The sequence below is a fragment of the Bacillus sp. ISL-77 genome (assembly GCF_018613105.1).
Genome location: NZ_JAGGQY010000019.1, coordinates 1 through 17,942, shown reverse-complemented (window position 1 = coordinate 17,942; position 17,942 = coordinate 1). Strand labels below are relative to the sequence as shown.

The following is a 17,942-nucleotide window of genomic DNA, read 5'->3' as shown; positions in this document are numbered from 1 at the left end:
TGAAGTTTTTCAGTGGCCTCCAAAACCAGGGTCTAGTTTTATTGCTTTTTGTAGATGTGTTTTAGCTTCAGGAAGCATCTCCTTCTTAATTTCTACGAAGGATAGAAGAAAGTAGGTTTTCTCTGATAGATTGACGGCATTTTCTTCAGATTCCTTTAAAACGTTGTAGGCCTTATCGTAGTTGTTTTGCTTTATATATTCCTGGGCCATCAACAAATTAGAATTTTCATCATGTGATTTTCCTAAAGAGCTAAAACCATAAGATAAAGAACCATATAGCAGTGCAACAGACGCAATAAAAAACAACATTTGCAGCCATAGTTTGTTCCTCTTTGGAAAGTGGACAGTGCCTGCTGCTATGAATCCCCCTGCCAACCCGCCTAGATGACCTGTATTATCAATTCCCGATGCAGAGAACCCAACCACAAGGTTGATTCCAAGAACGACAAGCAAATTCAATCCCATTGTTCGGAAAAATAACTTCGGATAAATAACTCCAAAATAAAGTAATGCACCAAAACAGCCAAAAATAGCACCGCTTGCCCCTGCTGATAAGTTAGCACTGAAGATGAAACTGGCAATAAAACCTGTAACTCCAGCAAACAAGTAAATCCAAAGAAAACGAAGATTGCCAAAAATTCTTTCCACTTCAGTTCCGAGAAAGTACAATGCAAGGGTGTTCATTGCCAGATGGATAAAACCAATATGAAGAAAAACGGGTGTAATAAATCTCCACCATTCTCCTTCAACGATTAATTGGTTGACCTTGGCCCCGTATTTAATCAAGGTAGAAGTATTTGTGCTTCCACCATGAAGCTGAAGCCAGAAAAAAACAGCAACCTGAATGGCAATGAAAACATACGTAAATATTGGTTTGCCATTCAACAGAATAGCTCTCTCCGTCTTAACTTTCTTAATCGCATAATCCAATGCCGCTTTCTTAACGTACTCAACATCCTCTTCTAAGTAATCATCATTGATTGAAAAATGAAGTTCAGCCCCAAGCCTCTCTGAAATACGATGAAAACCTGCTTCGTATACCCCTTGTGCAAAAAGAATCGAGCTTACCATCGTTTTATTTCCTTCAGAATGGACAAAAGGTTTCGCGAGACGAAATTCATATTCATCAACTGGAGGGAATTGACTAACATAAATATTGACCACATTTAACTCATGTCGACCAATTTGCTTGCGGACTCTCTCTCCATTTGCAGCAGTAAACTCAATATCACGCTGCATAGCATTACTCCAATCCAAATTATGGAGCAGCAGACGAATGATCGGTGCTTTTTTATTTTCTATTTTTTCTAGCCATAATTCTTTTTGATTTTCAAATAATTGAATAATACGGTAACCATGATCTGAAATAAATGAATACGCTAATTCCCAAAATATGTAACGTTCTCTATTATTCATTTCCCCCCTGCTTCCTATGTAAAAATAAACGGCCATATCAAGCTACGATAATTCTTTTTCTTATATCTTTCATTATAAACGATTCTCGAGTAACAATAATCAATCAAGCTTTTTATTTTTATTGAGATACGTCTTCTCCATAAAAAAAAACCATCTGTGGTTTTCACCATTCAGATGGTCTTCCAAAAACCGATTGCATCATTTTTTGTTTTACACCTGGGAAGCTCATAACTGAGCCTACTGCAAGCCTGCGCATCCAACTAGACCCTAGTAGCACATTGATAAGACGGTATCTGTATCTGAAACCAAAATAACCAATAGAACCAATCATCAATATGGATGTTAACATACGAGACATTCTCATCCCTCCTACTAGTATTTTGCGATTATGACAATCATTTTATCCATAAAAAAAGGACTGAATTCACAGTATAAGAATTCAATCCTTTTGATTAATAGTTCTTAAAGACCGGTTCCATCGTTTGCTTTAATACATTCACAGAATTAACGAATTTCCCCTGCTCTTCGTCATTCAATTTAAGCTCCACAACTTGCCTAACTCCATATCGATTAACTACAGCTGGTACACCTATATAGATATCATTCTGTCCATATTCCCCATCTAGATAGGCAGAAACAGTTAACACAGAATTTTCATTTTGAAGAATCGCTTTTGTCAATCTTACTAGACCCATAGCAATTCCATAATACGTTGCACCTTTTCTCTCAATGATATGGTAGGCAGCATCACGAACATTTAAAAAGATTTGATCAAGGTCCGTTTGATTAAACCCTGTTTTGTTTTTTGACCACTCACTAATAGAAGTACCAGCAATATCCGCATGACTCCATACGGGGAGCTCTGTATCACCATGCTCTCCAATAATATAGGCATGAACATTACGCGTATCTACATCAAAATAATCGCCAAGCAAAAAGCGGAAACGTGCTGTATCTAAAATTGTACCAGAACCAATTACCCGCTCTTTTGGCAGCCCTGAAAACTTCCAAACGGCATACGTTAATATATCGACCGGATTTGTAGCAACGAGGAAAATACCATCAAACCCACTTGCCATAATTTCCTCGACAATTCCTTTAAAGATCCTTGTATTTTTTTCAACTAAGTCAAGTCGTGTTTCCCCTGGCTTTTGGTTTGCACCAGCTGTGATAACAATTAGGTCTGCTTCACCACAATCCTGATAACTTCCGTACCATATTTTCGTCCGGGATGGAGAAAATGGAAGGCCGTGATTCAAATCCATTGCGTCTCCTTCTGCCTTTTCCTTATTTAAATCAATCAAGACAAGCTCCTCTGTTATCCCTTGATTTAATAGGGCAAAAGCATAGCTTGAACCCACAAATCCCGTTCCAATGAGAGCCACTCTATTCACGCGATTAAACATGACCAGTCCTCCATGTAAAAGCATTTTGCTATATCAATATCATTCATCCCCAAAAAAATTAGTTATTCAAATAAATGACTCCTATCACTGACATAGCAGCAACAAAACCTGAAAGGAAATTCACCATATCATTATCTACAAAGATAGACCCTTTTATTCTATTTGTCGGCAAATCACAATGCCTCTTTTTTTCAGTCTCTATCCCGCATTTCGCACAAACATATACCTGTTGGTAAAAGGCACCAATCAACGTATCAATAACATTTCCGAAAAAACCAAAAAGGAAAACAAGAGCTGTTAAGAAATAACTTAAATCAAAAAGCCAAAATCCTATGATTGAAATTAAGAAAGAACCTGCAAGGGAAGCGAAGCTTCCCAATAAACTGATTGCTCCCGATGTCCCCTTTTCAACCCGTTTAAAGGAACGTATGTATAATGGTTCTTTTTTGCTTAAACTACCGATTTCCGAGGCCCAGGTATCAGAATTTGCACTAGCCAGACATACTATAAAGCCAACTAACCAGATCATATCATTGTTGAAATACTGAATGATACTGAAAAGCCCGGCCGCTCCTCCATTCGCAGCGACCTGACGCCAATCTCTTGTAGCCCCTTTTGCAAGCTTTTCTTCTATTATGCTCTTATCACTACTTTTATATTTTGACCAAAAACTTGAAGAGGCAAAAAATACCCCAAGCAGGAAAAGACCATTTTCACCGAAGCCTAAATACACTGCAAGTCCAACTAAAATGGCAGCAAAGGCCCCTGATCTAGTCAAGGATTTGGATTTATAACCTGCCGCACCTGTCAATAGAATTCCAACGAAAATCAAAATCTCTATGATCATTTTATTTTGATAACTCCATGGTTTGTAATAATTTGGGAGACCGGTACATCATGCTCCTCAACAAGAAACTGTGGGACCAATTGATCGGTAAAGGCAAGTGAAATCGTCATACCGTGGTAATTTTGTAAATAACGATCATAATAGCCTCCACCAAAACCCAAACGGTACCCTTCTTTTGTATAGGCTAAACCTGGAACAATCATTAGGTCAATCCTATCTGCGTCAACTTCCTTAGTTACTTCCTCAATCGGCTCAAATAGACCATAAAATACTGATTCCAGCTGAGAAAATTCATTTAAAGTTCTAAAGGATAGCCGTCTTTCATTTGGATCACATTTTGGCACAACAACTTGTTTTCCTGATTCCCAGGCTTTGCGAATCAATTGATATGTATCCACTTCTGGTTGTTTTGAAACCGTTAATCCAATAACTTTTGCTTGTTTCCATGCTTCATCCTCATAAAGTGTACAAGCAATTTTATACGAATAATCTTCGTATTGAGGTTTTGTAAGCTTTGAAAGTGTCTCTCTCATTTGCTTACGAATAGAGTTTTTATTATTCATTTTAGTAAGCTCCTAACTTTTAGACAACAAAAAAAACAGCAGGAAGCCCCTACTGTTTATTTTGTTTCGCGATGTGCTGTTGAACGTTTTTCTCTTGGGCAATATTTCTTAAGCTCAAGACGATCTGGATTATTACGTTTATTTTTTGTTGAAATATAGTTACGATCTCCACACTCAGTGCAAGCCAATGTAATATTCACACGCATGTTTATTTCCCTCCAAACAATTAAGCATTTCTTTCATACGACTTTTCCATAATATCATTTTTTAAAAGGAAATGCTAGTATGTTTTTTTGTTAATAAACTTTCATTCATTTCAGTGAATTTTCTTTAAAAGTGCTTCCTCCATTGAAATCAATTCACTTTTTTTGGAACCTGTCATGGTCCATGTGTTCATTTTAGCAATTCCATGCGACTCTATCGTCATTTTCATTGCAAAAATACTGGCCGCTGGACCTTTCGCCATGGGAAGATAATTCAAGTTCCCCTTTTGAAGTGAACTCCAAATTTGATTTGTAAAAACCTTCCACTGCGGCATGGCCGTATATTCTTTCATACCCACTCCATTGATGTCTCCATTAACTAAATAAATATTCTTATTGGCGAGGTGAAAAATCCTATAATCTGTTGGAGATACAAAAGCTAGGTTGTCTTGAATAACATTGGGAAAATAATGCAAAGCCAAGATCTTAATCTCTTTCGTTTGCTCGCTGTGATTAATGACATACACACTTGAAAAACGAACTTTGGAGTGGGGTTGCTCCTGTTTCACTTTAATAATTATTCCTTCCTCTTGAAAGACCTTTTTTGTACAATCATGGAGCCAAACATACTTTCCGTTTACCCATAAACCAGGAATAAATTGCAGCGTATCCGGCGGCAGTTGGTGGACAGGAGTCTGTTTATATTTTTGTTGTTCAGTTAGAGTCATCGTTTTACACCTTTTTATAAATTATTTGGTGTTTCTTTTTGTGCATCAGTATGAACGCGTTTGTTCAATACAGTATCTTCCATTACCCTGCTTGTTTCGGATGCAATACGTTTCCATCCATACAGGCTTATCACAATTTGTCTTCCTTTTTTGCCAATTTCTTCAGCTTTAAGTGGATGATTTATTAGAAAGTCGATTTGTTCGAGCATGCTCTCTACATCCCCAGGGTTCATTAGTAATCCTGTATGTAGATGCTTCACAATACCTTTCATCCCACCTGTATTGGATACAATCGTCGGTTTACCTAAGATCATCGTTTCAAGTACCACTATTCCGAAAGGTTCATATAAACTAGGAATGACTGCAAGTTCACTTCCAGCAATGAGTGAATTCCTTTGCTCATCAGTAACATATCCCACAAATGTAATATGGCTTTCTAAATTCCGCACGTTAATTTGTCTTCGATACGTTTCGAGCATCGGTCCTTTTCCCGCTATCACAAAAAAGCAGTCTATTTCCCTCTCTTTTGCGATCGAGGCTGCCTCAATTATGGTTTCAAATCCTTTTTCTTTTACGATTCTACCAATTGAAAAAATGTATTTCTGATCCTTAAGTTCCGGAAATATTTCCTCTGTATCATGTTCATTCAAGACAGGTTCAATACCATTTGGAATAATGGCAATCTTATCATTTTTCGCCTTAAAGATGGAGTTGAGAACATCTTTCATGTAATCGCTGCAAACAATAATTTGATCGGATTCGCAAATTAATTGCTGTTCCTTTTTATGAATAAACTGTTGCATTTCAGTATGAATACCGTTGTTCCTTCCATACTCTGTCGCATGAATGGTCGCTAGTAGTGGAATTTTCAGTGATTCTTTCAATACAATCGAGGCTGAACCAACAAGCCAATCATGGGCATGGATGATATCAAAATGGATTTCCTCCGCTAATTTTTCTGCCTTGAAAGCCATAGCTAAATTAAGTCCACCTATCCACGAAAGAAAATTATCATCGTATTGGTTTATTGGTTTGACTCGATGAACATTTACGCCTTCCATATTTTCAAATGATGGAAGATTACCATTTATCGCCGTTAAAACATGGACTTCATGTCCTTTTTCTGCCAAATGAACGGATAATCCAAATACATGCCTTGAAAGTCCGCCAACAATATTAGGAGGATATTCCCAGCAAAGCATCAGTATTTTTAATTTCATTTTATTCGATGATGCTTTATGAAAATCATCTAGTTGGGAGAATATATTATCCATTTATATCCTCCATGTTTTTTGATTCCACGTAATAACTATACGTACTAACATGATCAATCCACTTTGGCGGCTGCTCTTCATGTTGCTTAAGTTGGATTAGATCATGATTCATTTCAGTTCCATTCGGTATTTCCATCATCGGAGTTTGAATGGAATTAGAACGAAATAGAGGGAAAAATTCCTGATTGGAAATAGTAATCCCTAATTCTGCTACATAGCTGCGATTTGCAACCAATCCTTTTATGAACCAATGTCCTTTCTGATAAGGAACCGCGATTTCAAAAAAATGGTGAGCATTTTTTCCTGTAAAAACCATATCTGTGACATCATAGATCCGAACAACAGGGATAAGACTCTCAAAGCTAAGATTAAAAAATAGTTCAATCATTTTTTTTGGTATATCGGAAACTTCCCAGAAGAGAAGCAATTTGCGGGGGGTAACAAGCTTTGCGGCCAACTCACCTTTAATTGGAATAAAATCTGTAGATGGATGGTTAGTTATATTTCTTCCATCTCCTTTTAGGTTACTAATCTCATTAATCATGTCTTCCTCCATTTCTGCAAACAATCAATATATGCACCAAATTCCAAATTATGCTTAATACATGATAATTTAATCGTACCACCAGATTCAACCGCGCACAATAAACGCAAATTGTCGTTTCTTGAAAGACTTTAGAATTAAATCCCAATCCTTTTACCTTATAAAATAAAAAAAGATAAGGCATAAAAATCCTCATCTTTAATAAACACTATTTATCATTAGTCATTTAAATTAACACGGTTACCTGTCACAAGGTAAATGACATGCTCTGCGATATTCGTTGAATGGTCTGCAATTCTTTCAATAAATCTACATACAAACGCTAATTGAATAATTTGGTTTGTTGAGTTTGGATTTTGTGGGATATAGCTCAATAACTCTTGGATTAAGCTTCCAAACATTTTGTCCACAGCATCATCTTTTTCCGCGCACTTTTTTGCCAACGTAACATCTTCTGAATAATAGGCTTTTATGGAATCAGAAACCATCTCTAAGGCCATCTCCATCATTTTTGGTATATCTATTATTTCTTTAAAATGCTCTTCCTTGCCAATATGGATGGTCGATTTTGCTATATTTACTGCTATATCTGCAAAACGTTCAACCTCAGATGAAACCTTTAATGCCACATTTATTTTCCTAAGATCGGTGGCTACAGGTGATTGTCTTGCAATTAATAATAATGCTTTATCATTAATTTCATATTCTAACTCATCGATTTCATTATCACCATCAATTACCTGTTTCGCCTTTTCCATATCCTGATTTATTAGGGCAACCATCGATTCTTGGATTGCGTGCTCCGATTTTTCAGCCATTTTTAATAGAAGATCTTTTAATTCTTTTAAATTATTATCAAAATTTGTCCTCGTACTCATAGTAGACACCTCATCATCCGAATCTTCCTGTAATATATCCTTCAGTCCGCGAGTCTTTAGGATTAGAAAAAATTGTCGAAGTTGAATCTAGTTCGATTAATTCACCCATTAAAAAGAAAGCTGTTTTATCTGAAACCCTTGATGCCTGCTGCATGTTATGGGTAACAATAACAATTGTATATTTTTCTTTTAATTCTAGGATCATTTCCTCAATTTTTAACGTAGAAATTGGGTCTAATGCTGAAGTAGGTTCGTCCATTAACAACACTTCAGGTTTCGTTGCAAGTGCTCTTGCAATACATAGCCTTTGCTGTTGTCCCCCTGATAGACCTAAAGCAGGAGCATTTAAACGATCCTTTACTTCTTCCCATAATGCTACATCCATCAGTGATTTAATGACAATCTCATCTAGATGCTTCTTTTTAGTGATACCATGGACTCTCGGGCCATAGGCAACATTATCAAAGATAGATTGTGGAAAAGGATTTCCCTTCTGAAAAACCATTCCAACGTGTTTGCGTAGTTCGACGAGATCCATTTTCTTGTCTAATATATTTTGCCCATTTAGATTAATTTCGCCCGTCATTTTTACATTTGGGACCATATTAATCATTAAGTTTAAAGTTTTGATAAATGTAGATTTTCCACAGCCCGAGGGACCGATGATAGCGGTAACCTCTTTTTTGTCAATTGGAAAGTTGATGTTTTTTAATGCATGATGCTCTCCATACCATAAATTCAGGTCTTTGACATCAAATACTTGTCTGGTTAATGTTGGTATTGCCACAACTTTTCCCCCTTATCCAAACCTTCCAGAGATATATTCCTCTGTCTTTTTAACAGATGGATTGGTAAAAATTTTTTCCGTATGATCATATTCAATTATATCACCGCTCAAGAAGAAGGCTGTTTTATCAGAAATACGTGATGCCTGCTGCATATTATGGGTGACAATAATAATGGAATACTCTTTTTTTAACTCAACAATTAAATCCTCAACTTTAGCATTGGATATTGGGTCTAGTGCCGAGGATGGTTCATCAAGGAGCATGACTGTCGGTTTCATCGCAATCGTCCTTGCAATACAAAGTCGTTGCTGCTGCCCGCCAGAAAGTGACAAAGCAGATTTATGAAGCCTGTCCTTTACTTCCTCCCATAATGCTGCTTTTTTCAGACTCACTTCAACCATTTCATCAAGGTTGCTTTTCTTTTTGATTCCAGCAAATTTAAGGGCGTGTGTAATATTCTCATAAATTGATTTTGGAAATGGGTTGGGCTTTTGAAAAACCATGCCGATTTCCTTACGGAGAGCAACGACATTTATTTGTTCCGACAGAATATTGAGATCTTCATATATGATTTCTCCCTCCGCCCTTGCTCCAGGGATCAGGTCATTCATTCGATTAATACTTCTTAAAAAAGTGGATTTACCACAGCCTGAAGGGCCTATGAGTGCTGTAACGGAATTTTTTTCAATATCAAGTGAAATCCCATTGACAGCTCGTTTTTCTCCATAGAATATTTCTAAATTATTTACCTTTAAGATATGTTCCTTTTGCAACTGGCTGTTAGACTGAACAGCTTGATTTTCGGTCGATTCTTCTTTAAATGCTGTAACCATCCTATCTCCCCGCCCCTTATTTTGATGCTGTTACCTTTTTATGAATCATACTTCCTATCCACCTAGCTAATAAGTTAAATATTAATACCGATATTACTAAAACAGCAGCTGAACCATTAGAAACCTCTTCCACATCTGGAATTAACCCTTGTGTATTTACAGACCAAATGTGAACCGCAAGCGTTTCTGCTGGACGAAATATATTCAACGGTGATTGAGGTGAAAATGGATTCCAGTTTGCGTAATCGAGTCTTGGTGTTGAAAGACCGGCTGTAAATAATAATGCAGCGGCTTCACCAAATACACGACCTGCAGCAAGAATCGCACCAGTTAATATCGTCGGAAAAGCACTTGGTAATAAAATAGTTTTTATCGTATGCCATTTGGTAATCCCTAAGGCAAGACTAGCCTCTTTCAAATCACTTGGGACGGCACGGATCGCATCTTCACTCACCCTTACAATTACAGGCAGGTTAAAAACCGTTAAGGCTAAGGCTCCTCCTAAAATGGTGTAGCCCCAGCCTGTTAAATTAACGAACATTAATAAACCAAACATCCCAATGACTATGGATGGTAAAGAGGCTAGAACTTCTATACAAGAACGGACAATGTCTGTAATTTTCCCCGGCTTAGCATACTCAGCCATATATATTCCCCCGCCAATACCTAACGGAAGAGCAATTAACATCGTAATAAATAATATATAAAATGAATTGAACAATTGGTCACGAATTCCCCCGCCCGCACGTACATTGCTTGACGGAGAGGTTAAAAAGTCAAGCGAAATATGTTTAAATCCATTAATCAAAATATATGAAAATAAACCAACTAATATAGAAATGATTATGATTGCAATGGCTATAAATACTCCTGTGGCAATCCGATCTGCAGTTTTACTGTTCATCACATTTTCCTCCTTGACGAAAGGTAGCGAATGAGGAGAATAAACGCAAACGACATGATTAATAAAATTAAGCCCATTGACCAAAGAGTATTATTTTCTACACTACCGTAAGTTGTATGGCCCATGTTAAGAGTAATAATTGTCGTTAAGGTTGCTGATGCGTCTAATAAGCTTGTTGGTAAGTCTCTTACGTTACCGATGACCATTTGTACCGCAAGAGCTTCTCCAAATGCTCTTGCCATCCCAAGAACGATAGCAGTCAAGAGGGTAGGTAATGCAGCAGGTATTAAAACTTTTCTTATAGTTTGCCAGCGAGTAGCACCTAAGGCATACGAACCTTCACGAAGATTTTTAGGCAGTGAACTCATCGCATCGGTTGCAATTGTCGTTACTGTCGGCAAAATCATGATTGATAATACAATGGTACCTGAGAGCAAGCTAAAACCAAGTCCGCCCACATGTTCCCTGATAAATGGTACTAACACTGTAAGCCCGATGAAGCCATAAACTACAGATGGAATTCCGACCAAAAGCTCTATCACTGGCTGTAAAATTTTCCTTCCCCATGAGGGTGCAATTTCGGTCATAAAAATCGCTCCGCCAATACCTAATGGTGCTGCCACTATTGCTGCAAGAAAGGTTACCGCAAAGGAACCAAAAATAAACGGTAAAGCCCCATATTCGGGTTTCGCTTGATTTGTAGGATTCCAGTGGGTACTGGTTATGAACTCAATAAGACTTACACCATTTTTTATAAAAGATTGTAAACCCTTTGAACCAAGGAAAATAGTTATCGAGATGGTTGCTGAGATCATGATGACAGCACACAAGATAACGAGAATTTTCCCGCGCAATTCCCCATCGAGCCAATTTTTCTTAGACCTTAACAATCTGTCTTTTGCAGGAACTAACTTTTCCATAATGCACCAAACACCCCTAAAATACGTCATAATAGGGTAAATGCTTAATTGCATTTACCCTTTCATTATTCAACCTGTTTTTATAGGTTTTTTTGATTTCCTTTAGCATCGCGTTCAACTTTCATTTTTGTTACTGGTAGATATCCTTGTTCTTTTAATAGTGTATTTTGGATATCGTCAGACATTAAATAGTCAAGGAACGCTTTTGCAAGATCTGTTGCTTCACCTTTTGTATAAGAGTGTTGGTATGCCCAAACTGGGAATTTACCAGATTGCACATTTTCTTCAGTTGGTTCTACTCCATCGATTGCAAGTGGAGTCACAGATTCGTCAGTGAAGTATGAGAATGCAAGGTAACCCACTGCACCATCAGTTTCATTGATAATCTTTTTAACGGTGTTTGAAGAATCTTCCGTAATCCCTTCAGCAGGTGTTGCTCCATCAAGGGCGAACTTATTGAATACTGCACGTGTACCTGAAGAGTCCGGACGGTTTACAAGAACAATCTTTTGATCTGCTCCGCCAAGTTCTTTCCAGTTCGTAATTTTTCCAGTGAAAACTTTAATTAAATCTTCCTTTTTAATATCTTTAATACCAACTTTAGGGTTAACAGCTGCTGTCATACCTACAACAGCTACTTTATGGTCAACAAGCTGATCAGCTGGAATACCTTCTTTTTCTTCAGCGAATACGTCTGAGTTACCAATCTGCACAGATCCTTCGGCAACTTGTGATAAGCCTGTACCAGATCCACCAGCGTTTACTTGAACATCAACATTTGGATTTTCTGCCATAAACTCTTCAGCAGCAGCGGCAACTAATGGTTGCATTGCAGAGGAACCTGAAACGCTTAAGGTACCAGAAAGTTCAGTGGTCTTATTATCTTTATTAGCAGTTCCTTCATTTTTATCAGTAGAAGCTCCGCCACAAGCAGCTGCAAATACCATAAATGCGGCAAGAGTAAGTAATAGGCCGAATTTTTTTAAGATTTTCATTTGTTTAATTCCCCCTGTGAATTTTGGTTGGCTTGTTATTTGTTCTGCCTTACATGTCTAAGGATAATGTTTAACTGTTAACCGAGTTTTAATTAAATGTAAAGGTTTTGTAAAGATATGTTGAGTTTGTGTAAATCGACAAAATTCTCTAGATATAAATTGTCCTTAATACGTTAAATCAATACAGAGTAGAACTTAAAAATATAAAAAACACCTGCCTCAAATTGAGACAGGTGTTTCAGTAATATTAATGATCTGCTTGACTACTGTTTTGGGTTTATTCGTTATTTACTTCCTGTTGATCAGAGGTGGCATTTTTTTCTGTATCTTGACGTTCTTTCTTTAAGTCAAAGTACGCATCCAAGACTCTTCGGCCGATTAAATTATTGATGCTTGGACCGCTATTCCCTTGATATGCCCACGGTACGACAACAGCCATTGCCACCTCTGGATTATTAGACGGTGCAAAACTTACGAGACTTAGGTTCATTACTTCTGTCCCACGCTTGGACTTATCAGAACCGTCATAAAATGCCTGTGCTGTCCCCGTCTTACCTGCAGGGTGATAATCTGCGCTCTTAAAGTAACTTACAGCTGTACCGTCACCCACCTGCATGACCATCCGAAAACCTTCTTGAACCCGTTTAATCCAAGATTGCTTCATATCTAAACGATTTAATACTTTCGGCTGAATTTCCTCAACAATAGGACCCAATTCATTATTTTCCATTTCCGGTTCGCGAATTTCCTTAACCAGATGCGGCTGGATACGATTCCCACCATTTGCGATTGTGGAGACGTACTGCGCGAGTTGGATTGGTGTATACGTATCATACTGACCAATCGAAAGGAAAAGAAGTAAACCAGGAGTCCTTTCAGGACCTGGAAAGCCGCTCATTTCATTAGGTAAGTCAATCCCTGTACGCGTACCTAAACCAAACTGACTAAATGACTGCCGCATCGTATCAAAGGCTGAATAATCTAATGGTAGAGGTTGATTTGGTCTATACTGGCCACCAGCCATCGCAATAACAGTTTTCCACATATATACGTTGGAGGAGACCTGTAGTGCCCTTAAATCATTTATCCTGCCAAATGTCCTCCATGATGACATGACAGGTGAGCTAGCTATTCTCAAAGGCTCATCTAGTTGTGTAGAGCCTGGTTGTATTGCCCCAGTTTTATAACCAGTTAATATCGTTGCCCCTTTAACTGCTGAACCAACGTTATAAGAAGTGGTAATATTTCCTCCTGCGAAGTCTTTCATGACTGTTTTTCCTTTGTTATCTTTACCAATTTGTTTTCCAGCCAGTGATAGGACTTCACCGGTATGTGGATCCATCAGAACGACGAAGGCTCGATCTAGAAGGGAGGTATTTGGTTTTTGCTTTGCACTCCACATTTCTTCTTCGATGATATCTTCTACCTTCTTCTGAAGATCCATATCAATGGTTAAAACAAGATCCTTACCCCTTTTTCCTTCCGAAACTACTTCAGTTGAAAGTATTTTACCGGACTTGTCCGTTACATTTTTCACTTTTGCCTTTTGACCATGTAATACATCTTCATATTTTAATTCAAGATAACTTTTTCCAACTCGGTCATTACGGCTGTAGTCACGGGCCATATACTTTTCTAATTGCTCCTTGGGAATCCCTGCTTCGGAGGAAGTTACATCTCCTAATATGGATTTTAATGTATCACCGAAAACGTACTTTCGTTCCCAATCAGTTGTTGTATCAACACCAGGTAAGTTTTCTAAGTTTTCACTAACAATCGCAAATTCTTCAGGTGTAACATCTTTATTTTTAACAATTTGCGGCGTCAAGGCATAACCACTATTAAAGTCCCTATAGACAGCAAGGGTTTCAAGATCTTCTCCAATAATACTGTTTACTTCATCCTCAGTTATTCGATCGATCTGAAGTTTATAAATTTGCTTATCATCCAATTTTTTTTGTTCATATAAAGCCCATTCTTTTTTCGTAACTTTTGCTTTTGCTTCTTTAGGATGTTTTAAAATCCAATAATCCTTTTTATCACGAACAGGAACTTTCGATGTATCTTTGTTAATGATTTTTGCTAATTTTGCCGCGCTCTCCAACATTTCCTTTTGGGTGGTTTGTTGATATTTTGTGTAAGTAATCGCGTTCAGGGGTGTATTATCAACAATGATTTTACCATTGCGGTCGAACATTTTCCCCCTTGGTACAGGGTTATTAACGGTAATATCTTCAGTCCGTTCAATTTCACGTTTAAAATCATCACCAAATACGATTTGCAATTCACCAAGTCTAAGGATAAGGATAGAAAATAGCAAAAACACGACAAAGAATAACATGTTTAAACGAAAGGGCACATGTTCCTTCTTTTTTTTCTTTTTATTATTCAAGGTATATAAACACTTCCTTTTTTCACGGCTTAAAGTCACTTTCTCTATTTTAAAGGATAATTCCGCTTTTATCTATGAAAAACCCTTACCATTTTCAGCATAAAAGCCTCAGTGAAAAATGAAAAATGCGGTGAGTAAATAAAATACTCATCGCATTACGTTGCTGGTAAATGTACTCTTTTAATAAAAAGATAGATGCATGTGTGCCCTGCACCCAAAGCAAGAAGTAGGATTGGTATACTGATTTCTGCATTAAACCAAGTGATAGCAGCTAGAAAGGATAATATGGAAACAATCCTTCCCAAATTCAAGAATATTTCCCGAACTACAATGTACTCAATCCTCATTTCTGCCGCTTTCCAACCTGTTCCAATCACATCATATGTAGTGGACATATATGGGACGAGCAAAAGCGGATAGGCAATTGCAATCATCCCGCCATAGATTAACAATTTGACAAAATTCACGTCCCAAACAATTAACAGGACAGACGCATATAGGATAAGTCCACCAATAAGAATCGCTTTTTTTCGAAACTTTTGTTTAATTAACCTAGACGCAAGATAATACGCTATAAATGATATTCCTGAATTAAGGAGACCAAATGTTCCTAAAGACAGTTCACTTCCTGTCGAAATATAAACAAGCACTGATATGACAAATGCAAAGGTCCCTTCCCTCAGTCCCTGGAAAAAGTGAGCGTTTGTAATCAAACGCCAATTTTCATTTTGTTTTCTTTCATTAAGAATCTGTTTAAAACAATAGCTTCCTGCCGATGGTCGTGGTTTCAATGAAAAACTCATAAAAACCGCAAGTGCAAATAAAGCTAGCGACATCCCAAAAACAATGGTATATCCAGTGAATTTGTCAAATCTAGTTATGATGATTCCAGCAGCGATTGGTCCAATCATTCCACCCGCAGACGATAATATCCCTAAAAAACCATTAAAAAAATCTCTCGTATCTGGTTCGGTGATTTCAAATGTTAACACATTATAAGCAAGCCAATAAAACCCATAACCTACTCCTAACAGACTCCCTAATAAAAGTAAATAAGTAGAAGCCTTTGTGCCAGCGATTAAAACCATTACATAAAATAACGCTAAAAAAATCACACCGATTCTAAGCACGATTACTCTGTCAATTTTCTTGGCCCATCGGCCAGCTAAAATGAAGGTGAGCAGTTGTAAAACAACAATCGATAAATTAAAAAGGGCGATATCTGAATACTTACCCGTTTGTTTCCATAGATAAATATTTACAAACGTATTGGATAAAGCAACACTTAATGAATATAACCCACCAATAATCAGCAAAAGTGATAAATCTTTTGTTAGTTTTACATCACCTAGAATCTTAAATTTTTTTGCCATAAAAAACTCCCCTTTATCTTATGGGTAGTCTTTAACAAGCAAGTTTTTCTTATTCACTTATTCAAATCCAAAAAAAAGAAGACAGCCTAAGCTGCCTTCTTACCATTGCTATTATTTTGCTTGGCTGTAACGTTTTGAAACTTCATCCCAATTTACTACATTCCAGAAAGAGGAAATATAATCCGGGCGTTTGTTTTGATATTTCAAGTAGTAAGCATGCTCCCATACATCAAGACCAAGAATTGGAGTTTTACCTTCCATTAATGGAGAGTCTTGGTTAGGCGTACTTGAAACTTCTAATTCTCCGCCAGACACAGATAGCCATGCCCAACCAGATCCGAAACGAGTAGTTGCTGCTTTAGCAAACTCTTCTTTGAAGCTTTCGAAACTGCCAAATTTGCTGCTGATTGCGTCAGCTAATTCACCAGTAGGTGCACCGCCGCCATTTGGAGAAAGGATTTGCCAGAATAATGAATGGTTAGCATGACCGCCGCCATTGTTACGAACTGCTGTACGAGCAGCTTCTGGAACCGCATCCAAATTAGCAATAACTTCTTCAACTGATTTAGAAAGTAATTCTTCATTACCAGCTAAAGCGTTATTTAGATTGGTTACATATGTGTTGTGATGTCTAGTGTGGTGAATGTTCATTGTTTCTTTGTCAATATGTGGTTCAAGTGCGTTTTCTGCATACGGTAATTGTGGTAATTCAAATGCCATGATTATTCCTCCTATGTATATGGTGATTTTTTCAGCCTTAGAATTTAGAATATTTCTAAAGCTTTCCTTTTTAAGATACCAAAGTCAGTGCTCAGTTTCAAATATAATGCTTAGGCTCTTAACATAAATACCATACCCGTAATGAAGAATTTTATTCTAAATTTCACTAAAACGTAATCCACTATCCTTCCTAATAATTATTCGAAAAATTGTCACCTTTCATCCAAAGGGCAATCTGTCAACGATTTTTGTCATATCCGACTTTTGTCACTACCAATTCATGTAAAGGCTCCATTGACACCTTGTTAATAATTTATTTTAATCAAAGTGAAGGGTGCTAAGGAGTGATTTACTATGCAGAAAAGTAGTTATTCTATATACAATTTACTAGTTTACTTTTACGAAAAAAAAGAACCAATTCAAAAGATTAAAGCCGGTTCCGTTCTTTTTCAAGAGAAGGACCCTGCCCAGTATGTTTTCTTATTGCTTAAAGGAAGTATTTCACTTGGAAGAGTTCATTTACGCGGCAAGGATTTTATCTTAAAAATCTTAAATGGCCAGGAATTAATTGTAGAGTATCAACTTTTCAAACCATTTCCTCATTATCAATTTTACGCAAAAACGATGACAGATTGTGAAATGATCTTTATCAAGAAGGAACAATTTGAAGAATTTATTAAAAATGATCCAGAAGCAATGAGCGCTCTTGTTGCATGGCTAAGTACAGGTTATTTAAAGGCACAAATGAAATGCCAAGACCTAATTATGAATGGGAAAAAAGGGGGTTTATATTCAATTCTCATCCGCTTATCTAATACTTATGGAATTAAGACAGAAGATGGAATTCTTATTGATCTGCCCTTAACACATCAGGAGTTAGCTAATTTAACCTATGGGACGCGTGAAGTTATTCAACGCGCCTTAAAAGATCTTCGCGAGAAAGAGATCATTACCTACGATAATCAAAAGTTTACCATAAAAAAACTCAACTATTTAAAAGAAGAAGTTGACTGTCAAAATTGTTCCTTTGAAATTTGCGGATTAAATTAATCAACCAAAAGCCACCCGAAAGGTGGCTTCAGACTGTCGACAAATCCGAAAAACTTGGGTTTGCCGGCAGTCTTTTTTATGTCTTTGTTAATTTGTTTGTTGATTTGC

Annotated in this window: 19 protein-coding genes; 1 reads left to right on the top strand and 18 read right to left on the bottom strand. The window is 37.2% G+C overall.

Translation table 11 applies throughout. From position 1 onward, the window contains the following. Positions 1-9 precede the first annotated feature (9 nt). The 18 genes from J7E77_RS07800 to J7E77_RS07715 all read right to left on the bottom strand — a co-directional run bounded on the left by J7E77_RS07800 (position 10) and on the right by J7E77_RS07715 (position 16,784). Positions 10-1,416, bottom strand: coding sequence for a rhomboid family protein (locus J7E77_RS07800; RefSeq protein ID WP_214713391.1), 1,407 nt, complete (start codon positions 1,414-1,416; stop codon positions 10-12). Positions 1,417-1,579: 163 nt separating this feature from the next. After that, positions 1,580-1,774, bottom strand: a complete 195-nt coding sequence (locus J7E77_RS07795) for a hypothetical protein (protein WP_088088978.1) — start codon at positions 1,772-1,774, stop codon at positions 1,580-1,582. A gap of 94 nt (positions 1,775-1,868) precedes the next feature. After that, positions 1,869-2,822, bottom strand: coding sequence for an L-lactate dehydrogenase (locus J7E77_RS07790; RefSeq protein ID WP_214713390.1), 954 nt, complete (start codon positions 2,820-2,822; stop codon positions 1,869-1,871). Between the two features lie 58 nt (positions 2,823-2,880). Next, positions 2,881-3,669, bottom strand: a complete 789-nt coding sequence (locus J7E77_RS07785; RefSeq protein ID WP_214713389.1) for a DUF92 domain-containing protein — start codon at positions 3,667-3,669, stop codon at positions 2,881-2,883. Next, the gene (locus J7E77_RS07780; RefSeq protein ID WP_214713388.1) at positions 3,666-4,232 is read right to left on the bottom strand and encodes a 5-formyltetrahydrofolate cyclo-ligase; all 567 of its coding nucleotides are present in this window, start codon (positions 4,230-4,232) and stop codon (positions 3,666-3,668) included. Before J7E77_RS07780 ends, J7E77_RS07785 begins: the two co-directional genes overlap by 4 nt. 56 nt (positions 4,233-4,288) lie before the next feature. Further along, positions 4,289-4,438 (bottom strand): 50S ribosomal protein L33, encoded by a 150-nt coding sequence (gene rpmG, locus J7E77_RS07775; RefSeq protein WP_066064234.1) that lies wholly within the window; start codon positions 4,436-4,438, stop codon positions 4,289-4,291. Positions 4,439-4,548: 110 nt separating this feature from the next. Next, positions 4,549-5,163: a hypothetical protein gene (locus J7E77_RS07770; RefSeq protein ID WP_214713387.1), complete on the bottom strand. Its 615-nt coding sequence runs from the start codon at positions 5,161-5,163 to the stop codon at positions 4,549-4,551. Positions 5,164-5,177: 14 nt separating this feature from the next. Next, positions 5,178-6,437 (bottom strand): glycosyltransferase family 4 protein, encoded by a 1,260-nt coding sequence (locus tag J7E77_RS07765; RefSeq protein ID WP_214713386.1) that lies wholly within the window; start codon positions 6,435-6,437, stop codon positions 5,178-5,180. Next, on the bottom strand, positions 6,430-6,981 hold the full coding sequence (locus tag J7E77_RS07760; RefSeq protein ID WP_214713385.1) for a DUF4912 domain-containing protein: 552 nt from the start codon (positions 6,979-6,981) through the stop codon (positions 6,430-6,432). The genes J7E77_RS07765 and J7E77_RS07760 overlap by 8 nt, the downstream gene beginning before the upstream one ends. A gap of 218 nt (positions 6,982-7,199) precedes the next feature. Beyond that, complete coding sequence (gene phoU, locus J7E77_RS07755) at positions 7,200-7,859, bottom strand: phosphate signaling complex protein PhoU (RefSeq protein WP_214713384.1); 660 nt, start codon at positions 7,857-7,859, stop codon at positions 7,200-7,202. A 13-nt stretch (positions 7,860-7,872) separates the two neighbouring features. Beyond that, positions 7,873-8,646, bottom strand: coding sequence for a phosphate ABC transporter ATP-binding protein PstB (gene pstB / locus J7E77_RS07750; RefSeq protein WP_214713383.1), 774 nt, complete (start codon positions 8,644-8,646; stop codon positions 7,873-7,875). 12 nt (positions 8,647-8,658) lie between these two features. Then, positions 8,659-9,480 (bottom strand): phosphate ABC transporter ATP-binding protein PstB, encoded by an 822-nt coding sequence (pstB, locus tag J7E77_RS07745; RefSeq protein WP_214713382.1) that lies wholly within the window; start codon positions 9,478-9,480, stop codon positions 8,659-8,661. A gap of 16 nt (positions 9,481-9,496) precedes the next feature. Then, complete coding sequence (gene pstA / locus J7E77_RS07740; RefSeq protein ID WP_214713381.1) at positions 9,497-10,384, bottom strand: phosphate ABC transporter permease PstA; 888 nt, start codon at positions 10,382-10,384, stop codon at positions 9,497-9,499. Next, entirely contained in the window at positions 10,384-11,304 is a 921-nt protein-coding gene (pstC, locus tag J7E77_RS07735) for a phosphate ABC transporter permease subunit PstC (protein WP_214713380.1), read from the bottom strand. Before pstC ends, pstA begins: the two co-directional genes overlap by 1 nt. 80 nt (positions 11,305-11,384) lie before the next feature. Continuing rightward, a complete protein-coding gene (locus J7E77_RS07730) occupies positions 11,385-12,299 on the bottom strand; it encodes a phosphate ABC transporter substrate-binding protein (RefSeq protein WP_214713379.1) in 915 nt (304 codons plus the stop codon). A 277-nt stretch (positions 12,300-12,576) separates the two neighbouring features. After that, positions 12,577-14,640 (bottom strand): peptidoglycan D,D-transpeptidase FtsI family protein, encoded by a 2,064-nt coding sequence (locus J7E77_RS07725; protein ID WP_214713392.1) that lies wholly within the window; start codon positions 14,638-14,640, stop codon positions 12,577-12,579. Positions 14,641-14,846: 206 nt separating this feature from the next. After that, the gene (locus J7E77_RS07720) at positions 14,847-16,064 is read right to left on the bottom strand and encodes an MFS transporter (protein ID WP_214713378.1); all 1,218 of its coding nucleotides are present in this window, start codon (positions 16,062-16,064) and stop codon (positions 14,847-14,849) included. Positions 16,065-16,175: 111 nt separating this feature from the next. Then, entirely contained in the window at positions 16,176-16,784 is a 609-nt protein-coding gene (locus tag J7E77_RS07715) for a superoxide dismutase (protein WP_088088992.1), read from the bottom strand. A 354-nt stretch (positions 16,785-17,138) separates the two neighbouring features. Between J7E77_RS07715 and J7E77_RS07710 the strand changes: the two genes are divergently transcribed. Continuing rightward, the gene (locus J7E77_RS07710) at positions 17,139-17,834 is read left to right on the top strand and encodes a Crp/Fnr family transcriptional regulator (RefSeq protein ID WP_214713377.1); all 696 of its coding nucleotides are present in this window, start codon (positions 17,139-17,141) and stop codon (positions 17,832-17,834) included. Positions 17,835-17,942: the final 108 nt, after the last annotated feature.